Genomic DNA, 24,031 nt, shown 5'->3' with positions numbered 1-24,031 from the left:
GAGGGGTGGGTGGCGGGTTCCAGCCCACCCCTCGTCTCGATTCCGCTCCACGACCACGACATCGAAGCTTCTGCATGAGACCCCTCCTCCTGACCTTCACCTTCGCCGCCGGGACCGCGCTGCTGGTCGCCGGGGCCCTGGCCGGCGGTTCTCCGCCGCCCGATCCGGCCGCTGGCACGAGCCCCGCCGATGCGCCGCCGATCGACCTGAGCGATCCCGCGCGCATCAGTGCCGGCAAGAGCCGCTTCGACTCGACCTGCGCGGCGTTCTGCCACGGCCACGCGCCTCCGCTGTTCGTCGGCCGCCAGGACCTGCTGCCCGAATACGCCTTCCGGATGATTTCCGACGGTGGTGGAAGTGCCACGCCGATGCCGCCCTGGGGCGATGTATTCACCAAGGAAGAAATCTGGGAACTGGTGGCTTATCTGAAATACCTGGGCACGCAGAAGCCGGAGTGATATTCACCGGCCGCGGGCCCCGAATATTCCAGCTTGCGCCTATATCGACCTCCGGGTCGATATAGGCGCTGGCGTCGTCCGCCCCTCGTCACCGGACCTGCCCGCGACGGGCAGGACGCTTCGCACGCACGTGCCCGGACACGCGACATCTGTTGCCGCCGCCGCGCCGACCGCCCGTTCCGCATGCTCGCCGCGCGGCGGCGACCGCGCTCGACGCATCGCAGCAAGGCGCCGTGCGCAGCGACAGGTGTGCTGCATCAACTGTCGCTGCAGTGACACATACAAACCCTGGAAAGACGCCTGCCGATGCGTGTCCCGACGGCACGTCGGGCGCACATGCGGCACACCGCTTTCACTCGGACGCAGGACTTCGACGCTTGTCGCACGAGCGACAACTGTGATGCGGCAGATGCGCCATCGAAACACCGCGCACACCCCGCTTTCCCCGTTGCGTAAGAGAGCACGCCCTCGTGAAGCGGGATGTCGCGACGCATGGCATGGATGCTGCAGAAGAGGCCGCACGGCGACACGGCAGGAAGTCGACCGTTCACGACAGGCGAGCCCCGCCATCCACAACGCGGGGACTGCCCTTACCTAACAAAACCAGGAGACACAATGGACAAGAAAGCCACCGGCATCTCGGCAAAGCAACGGCGTCTCGCCGCCACTGCAACAGTCCTCGCGCTGGCCTCCGGCGCAGCCGCAGCCGCCGACGCCTCGTCGGTCCAGATCTTCGGCATCATCGACGCTGGCGTCCTGACCCAATCGAAGTCCGCCGCGGGCGGCCGCCTCACGCGGCTCGAGACCAGCGGCCTGCGCCAGAGCGTGTGGGGCCTCAAGGGCACCGAGGATCTGGGCGGCGGTCTGAAGGCCTTCTTCAACCTCGAGTCGCACTTCGACACCGACACCGGCGGCCTGCACGGCACCGGCGACAACGGCACGCCCGCCGTCGGCACGGTGCTCTTCCGTCGTCAGGCCAACGTCGGCCTGTCCGGCGACTGGGGCACGCTGATCCTGGGCCGCCAGTACGGCCCCGCGCTGCTGGCGCACATCGGCACCGAGCCGCGCGCGTTCAAGGAGCAGTTCTCCAACCTCTACGCCTGGGCCTACAACCAGCTCGAGCCGATCGCCGGTGCGGGCAGCGTCAACAGCAACAACGACGTCGGCATCTTCTTCAAGAACTCGATCCACTACCGCAACACCTTCGGTCCGGTGACGGCCGGCGTGCTGTATTCGCTGGGCGAGCAGGCTGGCAGCACGTCGAACAACTCCATCCTCGCCGTGGGCCTCAGCTACAGCGGCCCGGTGACGCTGTCGTTCTCGCACGAGTTCATGAAGGACCAGATCACCGGCGAGAAGGTGGTCAAGCACACCGGCGTCGGCGCCGCCGTGCCGTTCGGCGACTTCACGTTCAAGGCGAACTTCCTGCGCGGCGAGAACAACAACGCCGACGGCACCACCAGCTCCAAGGTCAACGGCCTGGGCGTCGGCGTGGACTGGAAGTGGCACCCGATGAACAACGCCACCGTCGCCTACTACGACAACAAGGACAAGGAGAACAAGTCCAACCACACGAAGAACCTCGTGCTGAGCAACGACTACTTCATCTCCAAGCGCACCACGATCTACGCGCAGGCCGCGTTCGTCGACGCCGACGCCGGCGCCACCGGTGCCGCCGCCCTGAAGACCAGCATCGTGGCCGACGGCAGCTTCAAGCCGGACGCGAAGACGACGTTCATCAACGTCGGCATCAACCACAACTTCTGATCTTTCAAAGAACACTTTCGTCAGTGTCTTGAGGCCCGCGTTCACGCATCGCTCCGGCGTTGTGGGAACCCGGGCCGTTTTTTTGGCGAACAACACGACGTACCGACCCCTACGCGTACGCGACCAGGAGACTCAACGATGATCCGCTTCAACCTCTCCCGCACGGCAGGGCTGCGCCCTCTCGCCGCCTGCCTCGGCTTGCTCGCCCTCACATCGATCGGCCAGGCGCAGGACGCCGAGCCGCCGCTGGGCGTCAACGTTCTCGAGGCCACCTTCAAGTGGCGCCCGAACTACGTCAGCAACGACATGCTGCTCAACGCCGACAAGGACGCCAACAACTGGCTGCACTACGGCAAGGACTACCAGAACACGCGCTTCAGCGCCCTCACGCAGATCACCACCGACAACGTGAAGAAGCTGGTGCCCAAGTGGAACCTGTCGTTCGGCGTCAACGAGGCGCAGGACAGCCAGACCACCGTGGTCAACGGCCGCATCTACGTGACGGCGAGCCAGAACAAGGTGTTCTCGCTCGACGGCGTGACCGGCAAGATGCTGTGGAAGTACGAGCGCTCACTGCCCGGCGACCTGGGCCCGAAGCTGTGCTGTGACGCGGTGAACCGCGGCGTGGCCGTCTACAAGGACATGGTCTTCATGGCCACCCTGGACACGCACGTCGTCGCGCTGAACAACACCACCGGCCAGGTGGTGTGGGAACGCAAGATGGGCGACTACCAGACCGGCGAGATCTACACCTCGATGCCGCTGGTCGCCAAGGGCATGGTGATCGTCGGCAGCGCCAGCGGCGACGTCGGCGCCAACGTCGGTCGCATCACCGCACTCGATCCGGCCACCGGCAACACGATCTGGGAGTTCAAGACGCGCCCCACCAGCGCCGACCACCCGCAGGCCAAGACCTGGGCCAACGACTCGTGGAAGACCGGCGGCGGCGCGGCCTGGCTCACCGGCACCTACGACGCGAAGACCAACACCGTGCTGTGGGGCGTGGGCAATCCGTCGCCGGCCTTCGACCCGAGCGTGCGCAAGGGCGACAACCTGTACACCAACTCGACGGTCGCGCTCGACGCCGACACCGGCAAGATCAAGTACCACTTCCAGTACACGCCGAACGACGCCTGGGACTACGACGGCAACAACGAGATGATCCTCGTTGACGACGACAAGGGTCGCAAGGTCTGGCTGCACGGCGACCGCAACGGCCACCTGTACTCGATCGACCGCACCAACGGCAAGTGCAACTGGGTGGTGCCGATCGCGCGGGTGAACTGGGTCACCGGTTTCGGCGAGAACTGCCGCCCGATCGTGAACCCCGACAAGGTGCCCGGCTACGACCGCGTCGCGACCGACATCGCTCCCATCCTCGACGGCGGCAAGGAATGGCACCCGGCTGCGTACAGCCTGCGGACCAAGCTGATCTACGTGCCCTTCATCGACAGCTCGATGGACGTGCAGGCGAAGAAGTCCGAGTGGAAGAAGGGCGAGTGGTTCCTGTCGTCGAAGGTGCTGAAGGCCAACCCCTACACGGGCGGCGTGAAGGCCTTCAACGCCACCACCGGCGAACAGGTCTGGACGCGTCCGCAGAGCACGCCGGCCACGAGCGGCCTGCTTGCCACCGCGGGCAAGCTGGTGTTCTCGGGTGATGCAGAAGGCTACTTCAGCGCGCTGAAGGACGACACCGGCGAGGAGCTGTGGCGCTTCAATGTCGGCTCCGGCATCCACGGCAACCCGACCACCTTCACCGCCGACGGCAAGCAGTACGTGGCGATCGTCTACGGTCCCGGCGGCGGCAGCCTGTGGCCGCTGGTCTACGACGAGCTGTTCAAGCGCAACAACCGCGGCGGCGGGATGATGGTGTTCGGCCTGTCCGACTGAGCCCACGGCGGGGCGCGGCGGCTGCCGCGCCCCGCCGGCCGCATCGATCATGACAACCTCTATCCGACCTCTTGCGCTCGCCGCGCTGATGGCCGTGGCCGGCATCGCCTGCGCCGCCGATGCGCCTGCGACCGCCGCGCTCAAGATCTGCGTCGACCAGGACGACCCGCCGTTCGCCGCCGAGGCCACGCCCGAGCGAGGCATCGACGTCGAGGTGGCCCAGGCGCTGGCGAAGCAGCTGAACCGCCCGCTGCGGCTGGTGTGGGTGCAGGTGCCGAACCGCGGCGGCATCGGCAAGGCGCTGCGCCAGACGCTCGCCGCCGGCCAGTGCGACGCCTACCTCGGCATTCCCCAGGGCCCCGACATGACCGGCGAGCTGGCCGAGCGCAAGCTCACCCAGTCGGGCCCCTACCTGCTGCTCGGCTACGTCGCGGTGGCAGCGCCGGGCCGTCCGGTGCCGACCACCGCCAGCCTGCGCCGTGCGCGCAAGATCGGCGCGGTCTCGGCCACGCCGGCCGACCTCTACCTGCACCGAATGAACCTGCCGCGCGCGCCCTTCCCCGGCAGCGCGGCCCTGCTGGCCGGCCTGAAGTCCGGCGAGATCGACGTGGCGCTGATCTGGTCGCCCTGGCTGGCCGACGACGCCGCGAAGGGCTACGTGCGCGGCACCGAATCCTTGGGCGACGCCGACCTGGTGACCGGACTGACCGTCGCGACGCGACGCGCCGACGAAGCGCTGACGCGCGACATCGCGGCCGCCGTGGAAGCCCTCCGCGGAGAGGGTCGCTTCGACGCGATCGCACAGGGCCACGACCTGCCGAAGATCACGCCGCCCTGACCCCGACCCGCCTCCCCATGACCGTGTTTCCGACCTTCCTGCCCACCATGCGTCTTCCTTCGTTGCGGCGCCCGCTCGCCGCCCTGCTCTTCACCGTGCTGCCCTGCGCTGCGCTCGCCTTCGGCCCCGGCGGCCCGGGCGCTTCGGCCCCGGCCGCCGGGACGCCCGCGGCCACGACGGCCCCCGCCGAACTCGGTGCCGCCGACCTCGAACGCCAGGGCAGCGAGCTGTTCGGCCGCAACTGCCAGCTCTGCCACAACTCTCGCGGCAAGGGCGGCAAGGGGCCGCAGCTCATCAAGGGGGCCTGGGGCCCGGGCGGCGCGAACAGCGACGACTACATGTTCGGCATCATCAAGAACGGCCGGCCCAACACGCAGATGGGCGGCTTCGGCGGTGCGCTGAGCGACGGCGAGATCCGCGTGATCATCGCCTTCCTGCGGGCCGAGTCGGTGCGCGTGAAGGCCGCCGAACGCAAGGCGGCCGACGCGGACTACGTGCCCTGGTAAGCGGGCCGGGGCGGCATCGCACCGCCCCGCCACCGCTCGATCAGGCACACCTCACTTCAGCAGGTCCCTGATCGCGTCGAGCCCGGCCTTCGCGCACTGCTCGTCCTCCTCGGGCGAGCCACCGCTGGCGCCGATGCCGCCGATGTGCGCACCGCCGGCCATGATCGGCAGCCCGCCGCCGTAGGTCACCACGCCGGGCGTCCACGCGAAGCCGGGCACCACGCCCGGCTTGCCGTCCTTGCCGTGGCTCAGTTCGGCGGCGGTGCGGGTCGGGAACGGGAAGTTGGCCGAGGTCTTGGCCTTGCGCACCGCGATGTCGGAGCTGCCGAGGAAGCTGCGGTCCATGCGCTCGAACAGCACGGTATTGGCGCCGGCATCGGCAATCGCGATCGCCATGCGCCAGTTCTTCTGCACGGCCAGCGTCCGGCAGGCCGCCGCCGCCTTCTGCGCCGCGTCGAGCGACAGCACCGGCGCCTTCTCGAGCGCCTGGCCCGAGGCACCGCACAACAGGAGGCCGCTCGTCAGAACGGCCAGGGTGGTGATTCGAATCTTCATGGGGGAACCTGTGTTGGGGTTTGTCTCCTGCGGCGGACCGTCGCACGCTCGCGCGTCGCGACACCGCCCCACCCTCACAGTGCAATGCCCGTGCCGTGCCGCCACGGCGCGTGCCCGCCGCGCGGTGATGCCACCGGAACCCGCGAAAACAAAGGCCCGGCGGGCCGCGACGGCCCTGCGGGGCGACACGGCCATGGCTCGGCGCGTGTCGCACCGGGCGAGCCGATGCAACACCTGTGGCGCGTCCACGCGCAACACCGACCCGCTTCACGAAGGCTTAAGAATCGGAACGTAGCCTGCGCCACAGGCGAGTCGCAGCCCCTGCGTTTCGCCGGCGACCAGGAGCGTGCTCCCGCACGTCCTCCGCTCCCCAGACACGCCATGCCGATGAAGACCACGACAACCGACGCCGCTTCGCCGCTGCCCCCGTCTCTGCGGCTGCATCGTCCCGTTCGCCTGCGCCGGGTTGTCGAGTGGCTGATGTCTGCAGCCGTCGCCTGCTTCGGCATGTACCTGATGCTCGATTAGCGGCTCCAGATCGGCTCGGTGCGCTTCATCCACGAGCGCACCGAGGCGCGGTCACAAAGATGTCATCCAATACTTCCATAATACTGGAATCATTTTATGATCTCGCCCCTGGAAGGACGCACCGCACATGAAAGTCGGCATCAATGGGATGGGCCGCATAGGACGCCTGGCGCTGCGAGCGGCCCTGGGTGCTGCTGACAGGCCGACCGGTGATCCCCGTGCTCACAACCGCCTCGACGTCGTCTACCTCAACGAGTTGAGGGGGGGCGTGGCAGCAACCGCCCACCTCCTTGAGTTCGACAGCGTGCAGGGTCGTTGGCATGCCGACATCCAGGCCGAGGGCGACCACGCAGTCCGTATCGACGGCCGCGAACTCCGCTACTCCGCTCACGCCAGCCCAGCCGATATTCCCTGGGGCGACCACGGCGTGGACGTGGTGCTCGAGTGCACAGGCAAGTTCCTCACACCCGAGACCCTGCAGGGCCATCTCGACCGCGGTGCCAAACGGGTGATCGTGGCCGCACCGGTGAAGGTGGGCGGCGTGCTGAACGTGGTGATGGGAGTGAACCACTCTCTGTACGACCCGACGCAGCACCGCATCGTCACCGCGGCCTCCTGCACGACCAACTGCCTGGCGCCGGTGGTCAAGGTCGTGCACGAGGCTCTGGGCATCCGCCACGGCCAGATCACCACGATCCACGATCCCACCAACACCAACCTCATGGTGGATGCGCCCCACAAGGATTTGCGCCGCGCCCGCAGCGCAATGCTCAGCCTCGCGCCCACCACCACCGGCAGCGCCACGGCCATCGCGCTGATCTACCCCGAACTCAAGGGCAGGCTCAACGGTCACGCGGTGCGCGCACCGGTGCTCAATGCCTCGCTCACCGACTGTGTGTTCGAGCTGCGGCGCGAGACCACCGCCGAGGAAGTGAACCGCCTGTTCGCCGAGGCGGCGCGTGGCCCGCTCGCCGGCATCCTGGGCTACGAGGAGCGCCCGCTGGTCAGCGCCGATTACGCACGCGACACCCGCAGTTCGATCGTCGACGCGCTGTCCACGATGGTCACCGACTCCACGATGCTGAAGGTCTACGCCTGGTACGACAACGAGATGGGCTATGCCTGCCGCATGGTGGATCTGGCGTGCCACCTGCACGCCCAGGGGTTGTGACCGACATGGACACGCACACCTCGCCGCCTGCAAAGCCGGGCGGGTCTTCGGCGGCCCCGACCCACGGCGCGCGCAACTACGCCATCGTCACCGCGGCGTACTGGGGCTTCACCCTCACCGACGGCGCACTGCGCATGCTGGTGCTGCTGCATTTCTACCGCCTGGGCTACTCGCCCTTCACCCTGGCCTTCCTTTTCCTGCTGTACGAGGCGATGGGTGTGGTGGCCAACCTCGTGGGTGGGTGGCTGGCCACGCGCTACGGCATCCAGCGCATGCTGATCGTGGGCCTGTGCACGCAGATCCTGGGCTTCCTGCTGCTGTCGCAGCTTTCGCCCGACTGGACGGTAACGATGTCGGTCGCCTGGGTCGTGCTGTCGCAGGGCGTGTGTGGCGTCGCGAAGGACCTGACCAAGACTGCAAGCAAGTCCGCGATCAAGCTGACCGCAAGCACCGCCTCGGGCCAGCTGTTCAAGTGGGTCGCCTGGTTCACCGGCAGCAAGAACGCGATGAAGGGCGTGGGCTTCTTCCTCGGCGGACTGCTGCTCGACCGACTTGGCTTCCAGTCCTCGCTGTGGGCGATGGCGGGGTTGCTGTCACTCGTGCTGGCCGGTGTGGTGGGGTTCGTGCCACCGCTGATGGGCAAGGCCAAAGCCTCGAAATCGGCCCGGGAACTGTTTGCGAAGAACCGCGCCATCAACCTGCTGGCCGCAGCACGCGTTGCCTTGTTCGGTGCGCGCGACGTGTGGTTCGTGGTCGGCGTGCCGGTTTTCCTGTACGCATCGGGCTGGACCTTCACCATGGTCGGCGGTTTTCTCGCCGCGTGGACCATCGGCTACGGGCTCGTGCAGGCCCTGGCCCCCTCGCTGGTGAAGCGCAGCGAAGATGGCCTGAGCACCGAAGTGCCCGCGGCGCGATGGTGGTCGGCGCTGCTGGCCACCGTGCCCCTGGGCCTGGCCATCGCGGTAGCGATGGATCTGCCGAACCTGGAGTGGGTGGTGGTGGGCGGCCTGGCGCTGTTCGGCTTCGCCTTCGCCGTCAACTCGTCGGTGCATTCCTACCTGATCTTGGCCTGTGCGGGCTCCGAGAAGGCGGCGGAGGACGTTGGCTTCTATTACGCAGCCAATGCGCTGGGTCGCTTCTTCGGCACGCTGCTGTCAGGGCTGCTCTATCAGTGGGGCGGCCTGCTGTTCTCCCTGAGCGGCTCTGCGGCGATGCTGATGGCCTGCTGGCTCGTCACCCTCGCATTGCCTGCCCGGCAGACTGCCATGCCCGCCATCGTCAGCACGCCCTGAGCCCCTTGCCCGAAGGACCCCCCTGATGGACGAAAAGATCGCCGTGACATCGCTCGCCGCGCTGGCCCAGCCGATGCGCCTGCGCATCTTCCGCGCCCTGGTGGGTGCCGGGCCGCAAGGCATGACACCAGGGGACCTGGCGGCCACGCTCGACGTGCCCGCGTCCACGCTGTCCTTTCACTTGAAGGGGTTGCTGGTGTCGGGTCTGGTCTCGCAGGAGCGGGACGGCCGCCATCTGATCTACCGGCCGGAACTGGCCCACATGAACGCGCTGCTCTCCTACCTGACCGCTCACTGCTGCCAGGGCCAAGCCTGCGAGCTCGTGCCGGCTACCGAATGCACGACCTGCTGAGACTTGCCTGAACTCCCCACCCCTCGACCAGGACGCGAACATGACCGACAAGATCTACAACGTGCTCTTCGTGTGCACGCACAACTCCGCCCGCTCGATCATGGCCGAGGGCCTGCTCAACAACGCCGGAGGCCGACGTTTCAAGGCCTACTCCGCCGGCAGCCACCCGGCGGGCACGGTGAACCCGCTCGCACTGCACACGCTGAGCAAGATGCGCATCCCCGCGGAAGGCTACCGGAGCAAGGACTGGTCGGAGTACGGCCGACCCGGTGCGCCGGAGATGGACTTCGTGTTCACCGTCTGCGACAACGCCGCGGGCGAGGTGTGCCCGGTATGGCCAGGCCAGCCGATGACGGCCCACTGGGGCGTGTCGGATCCTTCGGTGGTGCAGGGAAGCGATGAAGAGAAGGAGCGCGCCTTCTGGGACACCGCGGTCATCCTCAAGCGGCGCATCGATCTGATGCTGGCCCTGCCGATGGCGTCGCTGGACCGGTTGGCGATCCAGCGCGAGATCAAGGACATCGGCACGCGTTGATTCATCCATGTCCACCGCCACACTGCCTGCGCCGACAGCAGCGCCCGCGCCGATGAGTCTCTTCGAGCGCTATCTCAGCGTCTGGGTCTTCCTCTGCATCGTGGTCGGCATCGCGCTCGGGCAATGGCTGCCAGGGCCCTTTCAGGCCATCGGGCGCATGGAGTTCGCGCAGGTCAACCTGCCGGTGGGCCTGCTGATCTGGGTGATGATCATCCCGATGCTGCTGAAGGTGGACTTCGGCGCACTGGCCGAGGTTCGACGGCATTGGCGCGGCATCGGCGTCACGTTGTTCGTCAACTGGGCGGTCAAGCCGTTCTCGATGGCGTTGCTCGGGTGGATCTTCATCCGCCATGTGTTCGCGCCCTACCTGCCCGCCGATCAGCTGGACAGCTACGTGGCAGGCCTGATCCTGCTGGCCGCCGCGCCTTGCACGGCGATGGTGTTCGTGTGGAGCCGGCTGACCGGCGGGCATGCGCTCTTCACGCTGTCGCAGGTGGCACTGAACGACGCCATCATGGTGTTCGCCTTCGCGCCGCTGGTGGCGCTGCTGCTGGGCCTGTCGGCCATCAGCGTGCCGTGGGACACGCTGGTCACGTCGGTCGTGCTCTACATCGTGATCCCGGTCGTGCTGGCGCAGCTGTGGCGCCGCTCGCTGCTGCGGCGCGGCGCGGGCGCGCTGGAGAGCCTGCTGAACCGCATCGGCCCGTGGTCGATCACCGCGTTGCTCGCGACCCTGGTGCTGCTGTTCGCCTTCCAGGGCCGGGCCATCCTCCAGCAGCCGCTGGTGATCGGGATGCTGGCGGTGCCGATCCTGCTGCAGGTGTTGTTCAACGCCGGCCTCGCCTATGGGCTGAACCGGCGGCTCGGCGAAACTCACGCCGTTGCCTGCCCATCGGCGCTGATCGGCGCCAGCAACTTCTTCGAGCTCGCCGTGGCGGCGGCGATCAGCCTGTTCGGTTTCGAATCGGGCGCGGCGCTGGCCACCGTGGTGGGCGTGCTGATCGAGGTGCCGGTGATGCTGCTGGTGGTGCGCTGGGTGAACGCCAGCAAGGGCTGGTACGAGGCAGGACTGAAACCATGACGACGAACCCCTCACTCCCCGACCTGAGCCTGCCCAACATCGACGCAACGCTCTTCGACACGCCGACCGGCGCGCGCCTGAGCGGCGCCGGCACGTCGAGCCACGCGCCGAGTTTCCTGCTCCTCTACGGCTCGCTGCGCGAGCGCTCGTACAGCAGGCTGCTCGCGCTGGAAGCCGCACGCCTGCTGATCGCCATGGGCGCTGACGTGCGGGTGTTCGATCCCGCCGGCCTGCCGCTGCCCGACGGCGCACCGGAGGGCCACCCCAAGGTCCGGGAACTGCGCGAGGCAGCCGCGTGGGCCGAAGGCATGGTGTGGGTCTCCCCCGAACGCCATGGCGCCATGACCGCGGTCATGAAGGCGCAGATCGACTGGATCCCGCTGAGCGTGGGCGCGGTGCGCCCCACGCAGGGCAAGACCCTCGCGGTGATGCAGGTGTCGGGCGGCTCGCAGTCCTTCAATGCGGTGAACCAGTTGCGCGTGCTCGGGCGCTGGATGCGCATGATCACGATCCCGAACCAGTCTTCGGTCGCGAAGGCCTACCTCGAGTTCGACGACGCGGGCCGGATGAGGCCGTCGGCCTACTACGAGCGCGTGGTCGACGTGATGGAGGAGCTGATGAAGTTCACGCTGCTGACGCGCGACGTGGCGCCCTACCTTGTGGACCGCTACAGCGAGCGCAAGGAGAGCGCGGACGCGTTGTCCTTGCGCGTCAGCCAGCGCGCGATCTGAGGCGCGATCCGCGATTTGGCGGGTCGCACTGTAAGTTTGGTCCTCCGGAAGCGACAACGCATTCAAGCGTTGCCGAAGGCCCGATGCGGTCACCGGCACGCGGCTTCCCCGCCCTACTTCTCGCCTCAGGAGCTAATCCATGACCCAACTGGTTCCCACCGCCGTGGCCGCGGCCTGCGCCTTGTTGACCGCGAGCGCCTTCGCGCAATCGCCCTCGGCCGCGCCGGTCGACCCGAACACCTTCCTGAACCAGTTCGAGTCCACCTTCGGCAAGTTCGAAGGCTTTCGCCGTTCGGGTGCGAAGGGCATCTGCGCGACGGGCGAGTTCCTCGGTTCGGCGGATGCACGTGCGCTGTCCACGGCCTCGGCCTTCAGCGGCAACCCGGTGCCGGTGGTGGCGCGCTTCTCGGTAGGCGGCGCCAACCCGAAGGCGCCGGACAATGCCAGGTCCCAGCGCAACCTGGCCCTGCAGTTCAACCTGCCCAACGGTGAGCAGTGGCAGATGGGCAACATCTCGGCACCGGTGTTCGGTGCGTCGTCGCCGCAGCAGTTCTTCGGCCGCCTGGCTTCGCTGCAACCCGACCCGGTCACCAAGACGCCGGACGCTGCCAAGGTCAAGGCCTTCGCCGACGCCAACCCCGAAGTGCTGCTGCAGGGCAAGTACTTTGCGTCTCAGCCGGTGCCGGCCAGTTTCGGCACGGTCAACTACTGGGGCGTGCACGCCTTCGGCTTCGTCAATGCCAGCGGAACCCGGCAGTTCGGAAAATGGATCTTCGAACCTGTCGGCGGGCTCCAGGGCCTGACGGACGAGGAAGCCAAGGCCAAAGGGCCGGCCTTCCTCTTCGACGACCTGCGCCAACGCGTGAAGGACGGCAAGGTCGCGTTCAACTTCAACCTGGAGCTGGCCCAGGCCGACGACAAGATCGACAGCGCCACCGTGCCGCTGCCGGAAGGCCGCAAGAAGGTGAATCTGGGCCTGCTGAAGATCACCTCCGCGGCGGAAGACAGCGGTGGCGAGTGCCTGACGATCACCTACAACCCGATGGTGCTGCCGAAGGGCGTGGAACCGTCCGGCGACCCGATGCTCGCGGCCCGTGCCGCCCCGTACGCCGTCGGGCTGGGTCGGCGTCTGACGGAGGGTGCCAAGCAGCAATAGCGGACGGATGTCCGGTCCCACCGCCAAGAAGAAGGTACCTGGCATCGGCGTGCGATGCGATGGGGTCGCCAGGCCGTGACAAGACGCAGAAGAGCAGCTAAGTTCCGTGGCGCGGCCGGCCCGGCCGCACCACGAGAAGGAGCCGGCAATGGCAGGCAGCAGCGCGGTCGGACGCAAGGTCCTGCTGTACTTCGCCTGGAGCAGGCCACAAGAAACCGGCGCTCCGCTGGCGGTCATCGACAACCGCTTCCCCGCCCTGTTCGAGAGCCGCCGGATGCTCTATCCGAGGTACGAGGCGCTGTCCGATCCGCAACGTTTCGACCAGGGCATCGGTGGCTTCCTCGACTTCATCCAGCGGCAGAACTTCGTGGCCTTCGTCGAGCTGGCGAGAGCGCGGTGCGGCAGCACGGTGGCCGAGGCCGAGCGCGGTGGGGACGACGGCGCGCAACGGCCGCTCGACGACGATCTGCTCGGCTCAGCCGACACGGTGATCGTGATCAGCTTCGACTCCTTGCGCACCGCACAGACGGCCAGCGCGCAGGAGGTCACCGCCGTGCAGCGCTTCCTGGCCGACCCCGACCACCTGCTGTTCGTCTGCCCGCACCACGACATCGGGGTCGTGCCCGATCTGCCGCACGACGAGCGCATGGCGCTGCAGCTGGCGGAATTCACGCACCACGGCGACAGGACGATTCCACCGCAGCAGCGCTTCGGAGGCTTTGCGCGTTCTCTGCTGGCGGGACTGGGGGTTCCGGTGGAGAACCGGTTCGGGCTGCGCCCTGCGGTCGAAGCGGACGGACGGCCTGCGCCCATCGAAGCGGCGCGAGAGCTCGATCGCCTGCACCTGCTCGAAGGCATCGGATCGCTCAACCTGCATGCCCATCTCCCGCACCTCGAGCGCCGCGCGGACGCCGTTCACAAGCTCGAGGTGCTCGCGCGCCAGCGCATCGATCCGGCGGCCCCGCCGCATCCGTTCGTCCAGGAGCGGGGTCTCCTCTTCGACGCTTTGCTTCAGTCGCACCGAGATGTGTTCGCCGGTACCTTGTTGATCGGTGACGCCACGCTGTGGAGTTCCACCGCGGGCGGCCTCGACAACCTGCAGCGGCTGTGGACCAATGTGCTCGAGCGGGAGTGGCGTCGGCCGTGAGCCGTCAAGCGCCGAGTACCGAATTCGCCGAAGCGCGCATGCCGGCCCTGAGGATCTCGAATACACCGTCGCGCACTTCGATCAGCATCACGCCGAAGGCGCTTTGCCACAGGTATCGCTGCACGCCCTCGCTGGCCAGGGCGACATCCTGTTGACCGGCGGGCTGCACGCGGCATGAAGCTAAGCTTCTTGAAGCTCAAGTCTCGAGCGCGTCCGCCGGCAAGTTGATTCGCCGTACTTTTTCCGTACCGGCATAAGAAAAGCACCTGGCGTCTCCGCCAGGTGCTTTTTCTCTCTACCGAATTTGGTAGGCGCGATTGGACTCGAACCAACGACCCCCACCATGTCAAGGTGGTGCTCTAACCAGCTGAGCTACGCGCCTGAGGAGCCGGGAGTCTAGCATGGCCCGAACGGGCTGACGCCCGGCAACCGGGCCGCACGCTAGCGACGGCGCGCGCTGCGCACGCCGCTCACCTGGCACACCGAGCCCAGCACGGCCTGCAGCCGCGCGGAATCGGAGATCTCCACCGTGAAGGTCATCCACGCCGTGCCCCTGAGCGACTGCGTGTGCACGCCCACCACGTTCATCTTCTCCTTCGCGAACAGTTCGGAGATGTCGCGCAGCAGGCCCTGCCGGTCCGCTGCTTCCACGGCCACGTCGACCGGGTACACGGACGGGGCATCACCGCGCGGCCGACCCCAGGCCACGCTGATCACCCGCTCCGGTGAGCGGCCGGCCATCTGCCGGAAATTGGAGCAGCCGGTGCGGTGGATCGCCACACCCTTGCCACGCGTCACGTAGCCGCCGATCGCGTCGGGGGGTGCCGGACGGCAGCAGCGCGCCAGCGTGGTGAGCAGCGATTCCACGCCGACCACCAGCACGCCCCCCTTGGGCGTGGCGTCGCTGCTCGGCCCGCGGCGCAGGCGCTGAGCCAGTGCCTCGTCGGGGTCGGGCAGCGGCTCTGGCGGGCGCAACAGCGTCTCGATGTTGCGCAGCGAGTACTCGTCCTTGCCCACCACCTCGAACAGCGCCTCGGCGTTGCGGAAGCCCAGCTGCGAGGCCAACTCGTCGAGCTTGATCGCCGTGCGGCCCTCCCGCTGCAGCAGCTTCTCCACCGCCTCGCGGCCCCTTGCGATGGTGTGCTGCTGGGTCAGCGCGTTGAACCAGGCACGCACCTTGGTCTTGGCGCGCGAGCTGCGCAGGTAGCCGAGCTCGCCGTTGAGCCAGTCGAGCGACGGCCCGCCCTCCTTCACCGCCACGATCTCCACCGTCTGGCCACTCTGCAGCGGCGTGTTCAGCGTGACCATCGCGCCGTCGACACGCGCGCCGCGACAGCGGTGGCCCAGGTCGGTGTGCAGCGTGTAGGCGAAATCGATCGCCGTCGCGCCGGCCGGCAGCTCGATGATGGCAGCCTGCGGCGTGAACACGTAGATGCGGTCGTCGAACAAGCCCTGCCCGGCTCCGACCGCACCGTCGCCACCCGGCTCGACCAGCTCGCGCTCCCAGGCCAGCAGCTGGCGCAGCACGGCCTTGCGGGCCTGCGCCACCTGCTCCTCGAAGTCGCCTCCGGCGCTGACGCCGGCATAGCCACGGGCGCCCGCTTCCTTGTAGGCCCAGTGGGCGGCGATGCCGCTCTCGGCGTGCTCGTGCATCGCGGTCGTGCGGATCTGGATCTCGATCGGGCGGTCCTGCTCGTCCAGCACCACCGTGTGCAGCGACTGGTAGCCGTTGGCCTTGGGGCGGGCGATGTAGTCGTCGAACTCCTCGGGCAGGGAGCGCCAGAGTTCGTGCACCCGGCCGAGCGTGGCGTAGCAGGCCGGTACGTCGTCGACGATCACGCGCAGCGCCCGCACGTCGAGCACGCGCTCGAAGTCCAGGTGCTTGCCGCGCATCTTCTTCCAGATGCTGTACAGGTGCTTCGGCCGCCCCTGCACCTCGGCGCGCACGCCGACCTCGGCCAGCACCGTCACGAGACGGGCACGCGCGGCCTCCACCACCTGCTCACGCTCGACGCGCTTCTCGTCGAGCAGCCTGGCGATGCGCCGGTACTCGTCGGGCTGCTGGAAGCGGAACGCCAAGTCCTCGATCTCCCACTTGATCTGCCAGATGCCGAGCCGGCTGGCCAGCGGCGCAAACACCTGCATCGACTCGCGCGCCAGTGCCTGCGGGCACGCCTGCCTGCTGGCCGCGTAGTAGCGCAGCGTCTGCAGCCGCGAGGCCAGGCGCAGCAGCACCACGCGCAGGTCGCGCGAGAACGCCAGCAGCATCTTGCGCACGCGCTCCACCTGCGCGGCCTGCTGCGCGGCGTCGAGCGCCGCGTCGCCGAGCGCCTCGCGCGCGCTGCGCTGCACCTGCACAAGCTTGCGGGTGTGCGCGACCAGGCTCGCATAGCTGTCGCCGTAGGCCTTGGCGATCACCTCCTCGGGCTTGGCGAGGTAGTCGCCAGCGTAGACCAGGTAGGCCGCGGCCCGCATCGTGGGCGCCGCGCCGATGGCCTGCAGGATGGCCGCCACGCCGTCGGCGTGCGCCAGCGCGTCCTCGCCGGTGTCGAAGCGCTCGCCGGCCAGCAGCGGCTCGGCGAAGGCACGCGCGCGAGCCAGCACCGCGTCCTGCGACGCGGCATCGCCGGCCGGCTGGCCGGGCGCCAGGGCCTCCTCGCCGGCCACGTCGCCAGCGAGCAGCACGATGGGCGCGGTCTCGAGGGCCGCGTCCGCGGGCACGGTCTTCATGGCGAGGCGAGGAACTCCTGCACCAGTGCCACCTGGTCGGCGGCCACCAGCGTGGGCGCGTGCCCGACGCCGGCCAGCTCCACCAGGCGCGCCTTCGGTCCCCGCTGCGTCATCGCCAGTGCGGTCTCGTGCGAGAGCAGGTCGGACTCGGCACCACGCAGCACCAGCGTCGGGCAGCGCAAGCTGTCGTAGCGCTGCCACAGCATCGCTTCGCCGGCCGCCGCCAGCGCCGGCGTGACGGCCTTGAACGGCAGGCCGATGCGCGGGTCGTAATGCGAAACGAAGCCCTCGCCCTGCGCGTCCTGCACCGGCTTGAGCTGTGGCTTCGTCAGTGCCAGCCACTGCTCGCGGCTGTGCGGCCCGAAGCCCTTGGAGATGCTCCACAGGTAGTCGGCGGCCTCATCGAGGCTGGCATAGCGCTTGGGCAGCCCGACATAGGTGCCGATGCGCTGGATCGCGTCGGCGCCCAGCGCCGGCCCCACGTCGTTGAGCAGCAGGCGGCGCACCAGCGTGCCGCCGGCGCCGTCGCGCAGCGAGGCCACGCCCAGGCCGATCAGGCCGCCCATCGAGGTGCCGACCCAGTCGACCTGCGGCGCGCCGATGCGCGCCAGCAGCGCCACCATGTCGGCCACGTAGGCGGGCACCTGGTAGCCCGCCGGATCGGCCAGCCAGTCGGAACGGCCGCGGCCCGCCACGTCGGGGCAGACAACGCGGTAATCGGCCGCCAGCGCCCGGGCCAGGGTGTCGAAGTCGCGCCCCTGGCGCGTGAGGCCGTGCACGCAGACGACGACCCGCGGATTGTCGCGTTCGCCCCACTCCCAATAGGCCATGCGGTGCAGGCCCTGGGTGTCCAGGCACGGAACAAAGTCGAGTCGCGGTTCGGTCATAGGGTTTCCTCTCGATAATGATCCTACCCAACGCAAGGAGCACCCGGATCATGTTGAACAGCAAGACCGCACTCGTCACCGGCTCGACCAGCGGTATCGGCCTCGGCATCGCGATCGTCCTGGCGCGCCAGGGCGCGAACATCATCCTCAACGGCTTTGGCGACAGCGAGGCACCGAAGGCGGAGGTGCTGGCGGCCGGCAAGGCCCACGGCATCAAGGTGGGCTACCACGGCGCCGACATGAGCAAGGCAGCCGAGATCGAGGCCCTGATGGCCTACGCGGCGGCCGATTTCGGCGGCGTCGACATCCTGGTCAACAACGCCGGCATCCAGCACGTGGCCAACGTCGAGGACTTCCCCGTCGCCAAGTGGGACGCGATCATCGCGATCAACCTGAGCTCGGCCTTCCACACCACGCGCCTGGCGATCCCGCAGATGCGCAGGAAGAACTGGGGCCGCGTGCTCAACATCGCCTCAGCCCACGGCCTGGTGGCCTCGGCCGGCAAGAGCGCCTACGTGGCCGCCAAGCACGGGCTGGTGGGCTTCACCAAGTCGATCGCGCTCGAGACCGCGACCACCGGCATCACCGTCAACGCGATCTGCCCGGGCTGGGTGTTGACGCCGCTGGTGCAGAAGCAGATCGACGACCGCTCGGCCCGCGAGGGCATCCCGGTCTTGCAGGCCGAGAAGGAGCTGCTGGGCGAGAAGCAGCCTTCGCTGCAGTTCACCACGCCCGAGCAGTTGGGCGAGCTGGCCGTCTTCCTGTGTTCGGACGCCGCGTCCAACGTGAAGGGCCAGGCGTGGGCGATGGACGGTGGGTGGACGGCGCAGTAGAGCGCGGAGCGAAGGCCGAGGGGCCCCTTCAAGGGGATCGGCCAGCGCAGCGATCGGCGAGGGCGCGGGCTCGACGCCCGCAACCGAGTGACCGCCTGTCAGCGAGCTACCGCGTCAGCTGCACGCTCCCGCTCACCGTCGCGCTGATCGTGCCCTTGCCCGGCTCCACCGGCACCGGCGCGTCCGAGGCCATCGACATCTCGTTCTTGGCGCGGTAGAGCACCGGGCGCGGCCCGCCGCCGCTGTCGGCCGTCTGCACGTTCACCTCGCGCAGCGCATAGCCGGCGTAGCCGAACTGCCGGGCCAGCTCGGTGGCCTTGGCACGGTACTTCTGGATCGCCTGGCCGGTGACCTCGCTCTCGTGCTTCTCGGCCAGCTCGCGCGAGATGCTGTAGCCGACGCTGCTGATGTTCATGCCGGTCAGGCGACCGGCGGTCTGCGCCACGCGCTCGCTGTCCTTGCCTTCCAGCATCAGCTCGGCCTGGCCCTGCCAGCCGCTGATGCGGCCGTCCTTGCCGTAGCGCGGGTAGAGCGAGAAGTTGCCGGTGCGCACGTCCAGCGCGCCGGGCTGGGCAGCCTTCTTCGCTTCCGTCAGCGCCGCGTCAAGCAGCTTCTTCAGCTGCGCCTGCACGGCCGCGGCGTCGTTGCCGTCGCGCACCGCCTGCAGCGTGATGCCGAGCAGGTCCTTGGTGACCTCGATGCTCGCGGTGGTGGTGAAGCTGACGAGGTTCTCGCGCGGCGGCGCGTCGGCCGCATGCGCGGCCGGTAACGCAAGCGCCAGCGCGGCGACGGCCAGGGCGGCGCTCGGGCTCGGGCGCCGGCGCATCAATCGATCGATCACGGAGAGTCCTTTCAGGGCGAAGAGTGGGCGCGGCCCGGCGGATGCACGGGCGCATCGACGCCACTGTGGCACAGCATCGACGGCTTGCTCGCAACCCCGCTTGCGCCCTCGATTCGGCAAGGCGCAAGATATGTAACAGCGGGAAAACCGGCCCGTTTCACTCGGTTTCGTTGCGCACAATGCCGCTGTTACAAATGCAGGAGAGCGTATGAATGCAACCGCCAACAGCCAACGTCCGGACCGCATCCGCGACCTGCTGCGCCGCTACCTGACGCAGGAAGGCTTCGAGGTGCTGCTGGCCGAGGATGCCAAGGCGCTCAACCGCGTGATGACGCGCGACACCATCGACCTGATCGTGCTCGACCTCATGCTGCCCGGCGAGGACGGCCTGTCCATCTGCCGTCGGCTGCGCGCCAACAACGACACCACGCCGATCATCATGCTGACGGCCAAGGTGGAGGACGTGGACCGCATCGTCGGTCTCGAGGTGGGCGCCGACGACTACCTGCCCAAGCCCTTCAACCCGCGGGAGCTGCTGGCGCGCATCAACGCCGTGCTGCGCCGCCGCCCCACGCTGGAAGCCCCCGGCGCGCCGGCCAAGGAGGCACAGACCGTCAGCTTCGGCCCGTTCGAATTCGACCTGGCGCTGCGCCGCCTGACCAAGGACGGCGAGCAGATCGCGCTGACCACCGGCGAGTTCTCCATGTTGAAGGCGCTGGTGCGCCACCCGCGCCAGCCGCTGTCGCGCGACAAGCTGGCGCAACTGGCCCGTGGCCGCGAGTTCGAGCCCTTCGACCGCAGTCTCGACGTCCAGATCTCCCGCCTGCGCAAGATGATCGAGCCCGACCCGGCCCAGCCCCGCTACATCCAGACCGTGTGGGGCGTGGGCTACGTGTTCGTGCCGGACGGCGCAGCTTGAAGCACCGAACACACGCCGTCTCCCGGCCCCTGGTGAGCGCTGGCCATGGTTGACCCGCTCATCTCGAATGAACGGGTGAGGCGGGCCTCGCGCGGCACCGCGCGGGCACCCCAGCCACACCGCGCGCGGCCGTCGGCGGAGCGCGCAGCAGCGGAAGCGTCGGCGGACGAATGGCACCTGCTGCCGCGTTTCGCGATGACGCTGTTCTGGCGCACCTTCATCCTGCTGGCACTGCTGCTGTGCGGCGGCATCTTCGCGTGGATGCAGACCTTCCGCGCGCTGGAGTTCGAGCCGCGCGCGGTGCAGGCGGCGCGCCAGATCGCCAGCCTGGTGAACCTGTCGCGCGCCGCGATGCGCTACGCCGACGCGATCAACCGCGTGACGCTGGTCAAGACGATGAGCGACCAGGAGTCGGTCAAGATCGTGCCGCGCGAGCCCAAGGACAAGTACGAGCCCTTCGAGGTCGACCGCTTCAGCCGTGCCGTGGGGCAGGAGCTGCGCTCCCGGCTCGGGCCCGACACGCTGGTCGCCAACAGCGTCAACGGCGTCTCGGGCCTGTGGGTCGGTTTCAACATCGAGCACGATCCGTACTGGCTGCAGGCCGACCCGAAGCGCGTGGAGGCCGTGGCCGGCAGCACCTACTTCGTCTGGACCAGCATCGCGCTGATCGCCACGTTGCTGGCCTCTGCGGTGATCGCCGGGCTGATCAACCGGCCGCTGAAGGAACTGTCGTTCGCGGCCAGCCGCATCCGCGACGGCGAGTTCGAATCGCGCCTCGACGAACAGACCATGACCAGCGAGATCCGCGAGGTCAACATGGGCTTCAACCGCATGGCACGCGAGCTGGCCAAGGTGGAGGAAGACCGCGCGGTCATGCTGGCCGGCATCAGCCACGACCTGCGCACGCCGCTGGCTCGCATGCGGCTGGAAGCCGAGATGAGCGTCGTCGACGAAGAGGCCAAGCGCAACATGGCGGCCGACATCGACCAGCTCGACGCCATCATCGACAAGTTCATGGATTACGCGCGACCCGGCGAGGTGAAGCTGGTGCCGGTGCACCTGAGCAGCGTGGTCGACCGCGAGATCTCGGCCTTCCGCGACCCGACGCAGATCCGCATCGAGTCGCGCGTGGCGATCGACACCCGCGTGATGGCCGACGACACCGAACTCGGCCGCGTGCTCGGCAACCTGTTCGAGAACGCCCGACGCTACGGCCGCTCCACCGACGGCATCGCCTACGTGGTGGTCAGCTACGCCCGCACCGGGCCGTGGGTGATCGTCAGTGTGCGCGACCACGGGCCGGGCGTGCCGCCGCAGAAGCTCACGCAGTTGACCACGCCGTTCTACCGCGGCGACGCGGCCCGCACCGCCGCCACCGGTGCCGGGCTCGGGCTGGCCATCGTCGAGAAGGCGGTGCAGCGCATGGGCGGCAGCTTCGAGATCGCCAATGCGGCCGACGGCGGCTTCGTGGCGCACATCCGGCTGAAGCGGGCGCCGTAGACAGGGGCCTCGGGCCGTCACGAAACGGTCACGCGAACCGGGCACGCTCGAACGGGACGCCTGTGTCCTCCCGCAACCCCTCGCCTGCCCCGCCCATGAGCCTGAACGACCGGATCGACCACGACGACGACGACCTGCTGCAGCGCCTCCACCGCGATCTCGTCGACAGCTACGACGAAGAGCTCGAGATGGAGATCGACGACCGCGACCTCGTGTCGCCGTCCGGCGCGCCGAGCGATGCCGAGCGCGAGGCCCAGCGCCTGGAGCGCAGCCGCTACTTCCGCGAGCTGCTGCGCCTGCAGAGCGAGCTGGTGAAGCTGCAGGACTGGGTGGCTGCCACCAGGCACCGCGTCGTCATCCTGTTCGAAGGGCGCGACTCGGCCGGCAAGGGCGGCGCCATCAAGCGCATCACGCAGCGGCTCAACCCGCGGGTATGCCGTGTGGTCGCGCTGCCGGCACCCAACGACCGCGAGCGCACGCAGTGGTACTTCCAGCGCTATGTGTCGCACCTGCCGGCCGGCGGCGAGATCGTCCTGTTCGACCGCAGCTGGTACAACCGCGCCGGCGTCGAGAAGGTCATGGGCTTCTGCAGCGAGGCCGACGTCGAAGAGTTCTTCCGCTCGGTGCCGGAGTTCGAGAAGATGCTGGTGCGCTCGGGCATCCAGCTGATCAAGTACTGGTTCTCGATCACCGACGAGGAGCAGCACCTGCGCTTCCTCGGCCGCATCCACGACCCGCTGAAGCAGTGGAAGCTCAGCCCGATGGACCTGGAATCGCGCCGCCGCTGGGAGGAGTACACCAAGGCCAAGGAAACGATGCTGGAACGCACCCACATCCCCGAGGCGCCCTGGTGGGTGGTGCAGGCGGTGGACAAGAAGCGCGCGCGGCTCAACTGCATCGCCCACCTGCTGGGCCAGATGCCCTACCACGAGGTAGAACGTCCCACGGTCACGCTGCCCGAGCGCGTGCGGCACGCGGACTACCTGCGCCACCCGGTGCCCGAGCACATGATCGTGCCCGAGATCTACTGAACCCCCGGCCGTTCAGGCCGGCAGCAGCAGGCACACGGCGCGCGCCTCGATGGCCTCGCCGCGGCCCACCGGTCCCATCTTCTCGGCCGTCTTCGCCTTCACGTTGACCTGCGACGCCGCCACGCCCAGGCAGGCGGCGATGCGCTCGACCATCGCCGGGATGTGCGGCGCCATCTTCGGCGCCTGCGCGACGATGGTGGCGTCGACGTTGCCCACTACCCAGCCCGCCTCGCGCACCCGCTTCGCCGCTTCGGCCAGCAGCACGCCCGAGTCGGCGCCGGCGAAGCGCGCGTCGGTGTCGGGGAAGTGGCGGCCGATGTCGCCCAGCGCCGCGGCCCCGAGCAGCGCGTCGGTGATCGCGTGCAGCAGCGCGTCGGCATCGGAGTGACCGAGCAGACCGTGGCTGTGCGGAATGTCGACGCCACCGAGGACGAGCTTGCGGCCGGTGACCAGCGCATGCGTGTCCCAGCCCTCGCCGATGCGGAACGGAACGGGGTTCATCAGCGTGTCCTCAGCAGTCGTTCGGCCAGCGAAAAATCAGCCGGCCAGGTGAGCTTGAAATTCTCCAGCGATCCCGGCACCAGCCGCGGCGCGTGGCCCAGCGCCTCGATCGCGCTCGCTTCGTCGGTGACGGTGTCGCCGGCGGCGCGCAGCGCCTCGCGCAGCAGGCCCAGACGGAACATCTGCGGCGTCTGCGCCTGCCACATCGCGCGCCGCTCGACGGTGGCCGAGACGCGGCCCTCGCCGGGGCCGGCGCCTTCGCGCTTGAGCGTGTCGGCGACCGGCAGCGCGAGCAGGCCGCCGACGGCGTCGCCCTCGCAGGCGGCGATCAGGCGCTCCACGTCCGCGGGCTGCAGCAGGCAGCGCGCCGCGTCGTGCACCAGCACCCAGTCGTCGTCGCGTGCGCCGCGCCCGGCCAGCGCCTGCAGCCCGTTGAGCACGCTGGCCGCCCGCGTGGCGCCGCCGACGCGCGCCACCCAGGTCTGCACCGCCGGCGCATGCGCCTCGAACACGCGATCCTCCGGCGCCACGACGACCAGCGTGCCGGCGAGGCGCGGCACGCGCGCCAGCGCCGCCAGCGTGTGCGCGACGACGCTGCGGCCGGCGATCTCGCGGTACTGCTTGGGCCCGCCCACGCCGGCCCGCTCACCGACGCCCGCACAGGGCACGAGCGCATAGCACCGGGGTGGCTCGAGAGCGGGATTCGGGGTCATCGGATGCCGATTCTAGAATTCACCCCGTGGATCGCCCCGCCTGCTCCCGCGGCGGGGCGATCTGCTTTC

Annotated in this window: 25 protein-coding genes and 1 tRNA gene; 18 read left to right on the top strand and 8 right to left on the bottom strand. The window is 68.7% G+C overall.

Annotated features, from left to right (window positions below):
* The first annotated feature begins 74 nt into the window (after positions 1–74).
* From MPE_RS08035 to MPE_RS08015, 5 genes are all read left to right on the top strand, one after another.
* Positions 75–458, top strand: coding sequence for a c-type cytochrome (locus tag MPE_RS08035; RefSeq protein ID WP_011829192.1), 384 nt, complete (start codon positions 75–77; stop codon positions 456–458).
* A gap of 615 nt (positions 459–1,073) precedes the next feature.
* Positions 1,074–2,225 (top strand): porin, encoded by a 1,152-nt coding sequence (locus MPE_RS08030; RefSeq protein WP_011829191.1) that lies wholly within the window; start codon positions 1,074–1,076, stop codon positions 2,223–2,225.
* Positions 2,226–2,363: 138 nt separating this feature from the next.
* Positions 2,364–4,115 (top strand): methanol/ethanol family PQQ-dependent dehydrogenase, encoded by a 1,752-nt coding sequence (locus MPE_RS08025; RefSeq protein WP_011829190.1) that lies wholly within the window; start codon positions 2,364–2,366, stop codon positions 4,113–4,115.
* A 49-nt stretch (positions 4,116–4,164) separates the two neighbouring features.
* Positions 4,165–4,953 carry a substrate-binding periplasmic protein gene (locus MPE_RS08020; protein ID WP_011829189.1) on the top strand — a complete coding sequence of 263 codons (789 nt, stop codon included), beginning with the start codon at positions 4,165–4,167 and terminating at the stop codon, positions 4,951–4,953.
* 17 nt (positions 4,954–4,970) lie between these two features.
* On the top strand, positions 4,971–5,459 hold the full coding sequence (locus MPE_RS08015) for a c-type cytochrome (RefSeq protein ID WP_011829188.1): 489 nt from the start codon (positions 4,971–4,973) through the stop codon (positions 5,457–5,459).
* Positions 5,460–5,510: 51 nt separating this feature from the next.
* Here MPE_RS08015 and MPE_RS08010 read toward each other — a convergent pair whose 3' ends face one another.
* Complete coding sequence (locus tag MPE_RS08010) at positions 5,511–6,014, bottom strand: GlcG/HbpS family heme-binding protein (RefSeq protein ID WP_011829187.1); 504 nt, start codon at positions 6,012–6,014, stop codon at positions 5,511–5,513.
* Between the two features lie 381 nt (positions 6,015–6,395).
* Between MPE_RS08010 and MPE_RS24290 the strand changes: the two genes are divergently transcribed.
* The 9 genes from MPE_RS24290 to MPE_RS07970 all read left to right on the top strand — a co-directional run bounded on the left by MPE_RS24290 (position 6,396) and on the right by MPE_RS07970 (position 14,007).
* Positions 6,396–6,542 (top strand): hypothetical protein, encoded by a 147-nt coding sequence (locus MPE_RS24290; RefSeq protein ID WP_158304603.1) that lies wholly within the window; start codon positions 6,396–6,398, stop codon positions 6,540–6,542.
* 127 nt (positions 6,543–6,669) lie between these two features.
* A complete protein-coding gene (locus MPE_RS08005) occupies positions 6,670–7,713 on the top strand; it encodes an ArsJ-associated glyceraldehyde-3-phosphate dehydrogenase (RefSeq protein ID WP_011829185.1) in 1,044 nt (347 codons plus the stop codon).
* A 5-nt stretch (positions 7,714–7,718) separates the two neighbouring features.
* A complete protein-coding gene (arsJ, locus tag MPE_RS08000; protein ID WP_011829184.1) occupies positions 7,719–9,005 on the top strand; it encodes an organoarsenical effux MFS transporter ArsJ in 1,287 nt (428 codons plus the stop codon).
* A 25-nt stretch (positions 9,006–9,030) separates the two neighbouring features.
* A complete protein-coding gene (locus MPE_RS07995) occupies positions 9,031–9,357 on the top strand; it encodes an ArsR/SmtB family transcription factor (RefSeq protein WP_011829183.1) in 327 nt (108 codons plus the stop codon).
* A gap of 40 nt (positions 9,358–9,397) precedes the next feature.
* Complete coding sequence (locus MPE_RS07990; protein ID WP_011829182.1) at positions 9,398–9,892, top strand: arsenate reductase ArsC; 495 nt, start codon at positions 9,398–9,400, stop codon at positions 9,890–9,892.
* Positions 9,893–9,899: 7 nt separating this feature from the next.
* The gene (gene arsB / locus MPE_RS07985; RefSeq protein ID WP_011829181.1) at positions 9,900–10,973 is read left to right on the top strand and encodes an ACR3 family arsenite efflux transporter; all 1,074 of its coding nucleotides are present in this window, start codon (positions 9,900–9,902) and stop codon (positions 10,971–10,973) included.
* Entirely contained in the window at positions 10,970–11,704 is a 735-nt protein-coding gene (gene arsH / locus MPE_RS07980; protein WP_011829180.1) for an arsenical resistance protein ArsH, read from the top strand. The genes arsB and arsH overlap by 4 nt, the downstream gene beginning before the upstream one ends.
* 139 nt (positions 11,705–11,843) lie before the next feature.
* Entirely contained in the window at positions 11,844–12,860 is a 1,017-nt protein-coding gene (locus MPE_RS07975) for a catalase family peroxidase (RefSeq protein WP_011829179.1), read from the top strand.
* Between the two features lie 148 nt (positions 12,861–13,008).
* Positions 13,009–14,007, top strand: coding sequence for a hypothetical protein (locus MPE_RS07970; RefSeq protein WP_011829178.1), 999 nt, complete (start codon positions 13,009–13,011; stop codon positions 14,005–14,007).
* A 4-nt stretch (positions 14,008–14,011) separates the two neighbouring features.
* Here MPE_RS07970 and MPE_RS24285 read toward each other — a convergent pair whose 3' ends face one another.
* The 4 genes from MPE_RS24285 to MPE_RS07955 all read right to left on the bottom strand — a co-directional run bounded on the left by MPE_RS24285 (position 14,012) and on the right by MPE_RS07955 (position 17,624).
* Complete coding sequence (locus MPE_RS24285; protein ID WP_158304602.1) at positions 14,012–14,176, bottom strand: hypothetical protein; 165 nt, start codon at positions 14,174–14,176, stop codon at positions 14,012–14,014.
* Positions 14,177–14,312: 136 nt separating this feature from the next.
* Positions 14,313–14,389: transfer RNA gene (locus MPE_RS07965), tRNA-Val, on the bottom strand.
* 59 nt (positions 14,390–14,448) lie between these two features.
* Positions 14,449–16,737, bottom strand: a complete 2,289-nt coding sequence (locus tag MPE_RS07960; RefSeq protein ID WP_011829177.1) for a RelA/SpoT family protein — start codon at positions 16,735–16,737, stop codon at positions 14,449–14,451.
* Entirely contained in the window at positions 16,734–17,624 is an 891-nt protein-coding gene (locus MPE_RS07955; protein ID WP_011829176.1) for an alpha/beta fold hydrolase, read from the bottom strand. Before MPE_RS07955 ends, MPE_RS07960 begins: the two co-directional genes overlap by 4 nt.
* Before the next feature lie 50 nt (positions 17,625–17,674).
* Here MPE_RS07955 and MPE_RS07950 point away from each other — a divergent pair, with 50 nt between their 5' ends.
* Positions 17,675–18,457 carry a 3-hydroxybutyrate dehydrogenase gene (locus MPE_RS07950; protein ID WP_011829175.1) on the top strand — a complete coding sequence of 261 codons (783 nt, stop codon included), beginning with the start codon at positions 17,675–17,677 and terminating at the stop codon, positions 18,455–18,457.
* A gap of 106 nt (positions 18,458–18,563) precedes the next feature.
* On the opposite strand, the gene MPE_RS07945 is transcribed toward MPE_RS07950, so the two are convergent.
* Complete coding sequence (locus tag MPE_RS07945) at positions 18,564–19,283, bottom strand: SIMPL domain-containing protein (protein ID WP_011829174.1); 720 nt, start codon at positions 19,281–19,283, stop codon at positions 18,564–18,566.
* A 223-nt stretch (positions 19,284–19,506) separates the two neighbouring features.
* Between MPE_RS07945 and ompR the strand changes: the two genes are divergently transcribed.
* From ompR to ppk2, 3 genes are all read left to right on the top strand, one after another.
* Positions 19,507–20,217, top strand: a complete 711-nt coding sequence (ompR, locus tag MPE_RS07940) for an osmolarity response regulator transcription factor OmpR (RefSeq protein WP_011829173.1) — start codon at positions 19,507–19,509, stop codon at positions 20,215–20,217.
* A gap of 195 nt (positions 20,218–20,412) precedes the next feature.
* A complete protein-coding gene (locus tag MPE_RS07935; RefSeq protein WP_011829172.1) occupies positions 20,413–21,717 on the top strand; it encodes a sensor histidine kinase family protein in 1,305 nt (434 codons plus the stop codon).
* A 95-nt stretch (positions 21,718–21,812) separates the two neighbouring features.
* Complete coding sequence (gene ppk2, locus MPE_RS07930; protein WP_193373380.1) at positions 21,813–22,748, top strand: polyphosphate kinase 2; 936 nt, start codon at positions 21,813–21,815, stop codon at positions 22,746–22,748.
* Positions 22,749–22,760: 12 nt separating this feature from the next.
* Here the strand turns inward: ppk2 and ispF are convergent, their stop codons facing one another.
* Positions 22,761–23,249 carry a 2-C-methyl-D-erythritol 2,4-cyclodiphosphate synthase gene (gene ispF, locus MPE_RS07925; RefSeq protein WP_011829170.1) on the bottom strand — a complete coding sequence of 163 codons (489 nt, stop codon included), beginning with the start codon at positions 23,247–23,249 and terminating at the stop codon, positions 22,761–22,763.
* Complete coding sequence (gene ispD, locus MPE_RS07920; RefSeq protein ID WP_011829169.1) at positions 23,249–23,962, bottom strand: 2-C-methyl-D-erythritol 4-phosphate cytidylyltransferase; 714 nt, start codon at positions 23,960–23,962, stop codon at positions 23,249–23,251. The genes ispF and ispD overlap by 1 nt, the downstream gene beginning before the upstream one ends.
* Positions 23,963–24,031: the final 69 nt, after the last annotated feature.

It is taken from the genome of Methylibium petroleiphilum PM1 (genome assembly GCF_000015725.1).
Taxonomy (GTDB): Bacteria; Pseudomonadota; Gammaproteobacteria; order Burkholderiales; family Burkholderiaceae_C; genus Methylibium; species Methylibium petroleiphilum.
Note: the sequence above shows the minus strand (reverse complement) of the source record. Positions and strands in the feature narration are given on the sequence as shown.